The organism is Mycobacterium sp. TH-M15 (genome assembly GCF_057473705.1).
This window is the reverse complement of the sequence record NZ_JBYCLB010000058.1, coordinates 1-3,159: the sequence shown is the minus strand read 5'-3', so window position 1 is coordinate 3,159 and position 3,159 is coordinate 1. Positions and strand designations below refer to the sequence as shown.

Below are 3,159 nucleotides of genomic sequence, written 5' to 3'. Positions count from 1 at the left end.
GATCGCCGGCATCGCCCACGACCGCGACGCCTCGGTCGAGGTCATCATCGCGACCGCCTGGGACTGCCCGTTCACCGGACCGACACCGCCGGAACGTGTCACCGACATCGCCACCCGGGCAACCGAATTCGGTGTGGACCGACTCGCCGTCGCCGACACCATCGGAACCACCACGCCCGGCCGGGTCACCGGGCTGATCACGGCGCTGCGGCGACACATCGGTAACACCCCCCTGGGCGCGCACTTCCACAACACCCGCGGCGCCGGGCTGGCCAGCGCATACGCGGCGGTGAGCGCGGGCGTCACCCGGCTGGACGCCTCGGTCGGCGGCCTGGGTGGCTGCCCGTTCGCGCCGGGGGCCACCGGCAACATCGCCACCGAAGACCTGGTGTATCTGCTGCGCGACAGCGGCATCGGCACCGACGTCGACCTGCCCGCCGCCATCGCCGCCGCCGAGGTCGCGCAGGCGGTGGTCGGCCATGACCTGCCCGGGGCATTGCTGCGGGCCGGCGACCGGAAGCTGCGCACCTGATGGTCACCACGGCGTTGAGCTCCAAGGGCCGCCAGACCCGGCGGGCCATCGAGCAGGCCGCCTCGAAGCTCTTCGCCGAGCGGGGTTTCCACGGCACCACGCTGACCGACATCACTGCGGCCGCGGGAAAATCACCCGCGGTGTTCTACCGTTACTTCGCCGACAAGGAAGAGCTGCTAGCCGACCTGGCGGAGTCGTTTGTGCGCGACGTGGTCGCCCCGGCCGGCTCCACCGTACGGCTGCCCGACTCCCCCGGCGACACCGAATTCTTCACCTCGGTGGTCACCGGCTACTGGACGATGTTCACCCAGAACATCGGCATCATGATCGCGGTGGCTCAGCTGGCGGCCACCCAAGAGCGGTTCGCGGACGTGCAGAACCAGTTCCGGCGGGTCGGCATGGACACGGTCGCGGCATCGGTGCGGAACGCCCAGCAGCAGGGCTACGGTCGAGAACTGGATCCCGAACACACCGCCGCCGCGATCGCGTTGCTGTTCGAGAACTTCACCACCGTCTTCGCCCGCCGCTCCGGTCTCGACCTGAAGGTCAGTGACGCCGACGCCATCGCGACGCTGGCGACGATCTGGAAGAAGACCCTGTACGGATTCTGGACCGACCAATGACCGAACGGCCCGACTAAGGGAAAGGACGCAGCTCGGATTTCACGCTGCCGGAACATCTCCCGACGCTGCTCGCGGAGATGGACGAGTTCATCGACGCCGAGATCGCCCCGCTGCAGGCCGAGCACATGCAGTACTTCGACCAGCGCCGGGAGTTCGCCCGCACCGACGTCGAACACGGCGGTGTTCCGCGCCGCGAATGGGAGGACCTGCTGGCCCAGCTGCGTCGGCGCGCCGACGCATCACCGCGTTCCTGGTGCCCACCGACACGCCGGGGGCCCGGCTGGTGCACGGCGACTTCCGGATGGGCAACCTGATCGTGGCCGGATCCGAGCTGGCCGCGGTGCTGGACTGGGAGCTGGTGCATCGCGGCGACGCCTGCGAGGACCGGGCCTGGTTCTGCATCCGGGCCTGGCGGTTCGGGGCGCCGGCCGACCGCGGCGCCGGCGGGCTCGGCCCGGTCGAGGACTTCCTGGCCGCCTACCAGCGTGCCACCGGGGTGGGCGTGGACCCGGCGCGGTTTCACTGGTGGGGGGTGCTGGGCACGCTGCGCTGGGGGGTGGTCTGTCGCTACCAGGCGCACCGGCACCTGAGCGGGCAGACCCGCTCGGTGGAGTTGGCGACGATCGGCCGGCGGGTCGCCGAGACCGAGTGGGATCTGCTCGACCTGCTGGCCGGAGCCACTCCCGCCGGCGACGACGCAGCCGCGGAGGCCCGGGCCGGCGACGGGGCCAATCCGGTCTGCGCCGGGTACGGCCGGCCGACCGCGGCCGAGCTGGTGGCGGCGGTCGCCGAATTCCTGGAGACCGACGTGCGCCCGGCCACCGAGGGGCGGGCCGGTTTCCACGCCCGGGTGGCGGCGAACGCGCTGCACATCGTCGAGCGGGAACTGCTGGCCGCCGACGACACGGCCGAGGTGGCCGTTCGCGGGCTGGGTTTCGCCGACGAGGCCGCGCCGGCCGCCGCGATCCGGGCCAGCGAACTCGACCACCGCGGCGAGGTGATCGGCCCTCTGCGGGCCCTGGTGCGGCATCGGTTGGCCGTCGCCCACCCCGGCTACGACCGCTGATGGCGACGGTCAACCGATCCCGTCTTCTCCGGCCGCCGCGAGCGGTAGCATCGCCAGCGTGTCTGCCCCCGCCCCGCTTCGGATCCTGGTCTACAGCGACGACGCCGCGATCCGCGAGCAGGTCGTGTTGGCACTGGGTAAGCAGCTGCACCCGGATCTGCCCGAGCTGAGCTACGTCGAGGTCGCCACCGAGCCGATGGTGATCCGGGAGATGGACGCCGGCGGGATCGACCTGGCGATCCTGGACGGCGAGGCAACCCCGGCCGGCGGGATGGGGATCGCCAAGCAGCTCAAAGACGAGATCACGGCCTGCCCACCGATCGTGGTGCTCACCGGCCGTGCCGACGACGCCTGGCTGGCCCGCTGGTCACGGGCCGAGGCCGCGGTCCCGCACCCCGTCGACCAGATAAAGCTGAGTCAGGTGGTACTGGGGCTGTTACGGGCCTCGGCGGCCTGAATCGGGCGAATTCCGCTGTCCCCGTTGACCGCTAACGGTGACTCGGGTCACAGTCGGATTAATTTGCCGGTATCGCCAACCGGTTGATCGCAGCACGATACGCTGTGCGAGAGTTCACACCGACAGCGATCAGAGAACAACGTCACTCGATGAATCTGTACCTGCCCATCCTCATCCTGGCCGGCTTGGCGGCCGGCTTCGCCGTCTTCTCGGTGATCGCCGCGACGCTGGTCGGCCCGTCCCGCTACAACCGGTCCAAGCTGGAGGCCTACGAGTGCGGGATCGAGCCCACCGATCAGCCGGTCAGCGGGCCGCTCGCGCCGCAGGGCCAGCGGTTCCCGATCAAGTACTACCTGACGGCGATGTTGTTCATCGTCTTCGACATCGAGATCGTCTTCCTCTACCCGTGGGCGGTCGCCTACGACGGGCTCGGGGTCTTCGCGCTCATCGAGATGGCGCTGTTCGTCGTCGTCGTCTTCGC

5 protein-coding genes are annotated in these 3,159 nt (G+C 70.1%); all 5 read left to right on the top strand.

The genetic code is table 11. The features are described 5' to 3' along the window. Nucleotides 1-532 (top strand): beta/alpha barrel domain-containing protein (locus AC2VNT_RS01455; protein ID WP_486945169.1); only part of this gene is annotated, 532 nt, incomplete at its 5' end. Next, nucleotides 532-1,155 carry a TetR/AcrR family transcriptional regulator gene (locus tag AC2VNT_RS01450; RefSeq protein ID WP_486945168.1) on the top strand — a complete coding sequence of 208 codons (624 nt, stop codon included), beginning with the start codon at nucleotides 532-534 and terminating at the stop codon, nucleotides 1,153-1,155. The genes AC2VNT_RS01455 and AC2VNT_RS01450, both read left to right, overlap by 1 nt. Continuing rightward, nucleotides 1,082-2,221 (top strand): DUF6285 domain-containing protein, encoded by a 1,140-nt coding sequence (locus AC2VNT_RS01445; RefSeq protein ID WP_486945167.1) that lies wholly within the window; start codon nucleotides 1,082-1,084, stop codon nucleotides 2,219-2,221. Before AC2VNT_RS01450 ends, AC2VNT_RS01445 begins: the two co-directional genes overlap by 74 nt. A 58-nt stretch (nucleotides 2,222-2,279) precedes the next feature. After that, the gene (locus AC2VNT_RS01440) at nucleotides 2,280-2,678 is read left to right on the top strand and encodes an Rv3143 family two-component system response regulator (RefSeq protein ID WP_486945166.1); all 399 of its coding nucleotides are present in this window, start codon (nucleotides 2,280-2,282) and stop codon (nucleotides 2,676-2,678) included. Nucleotides 2,679-2,827: 149 nt separating this feature from the next. Then, on the top strand, nucleotides 2,828-3,159 hold a 332-nt coding region (locus AC2VNT_RS01435), incomplete at its 3' end, for an NADH-quinone oxidoreductase subunit A (RefSeq protein ID WP_486945165.1).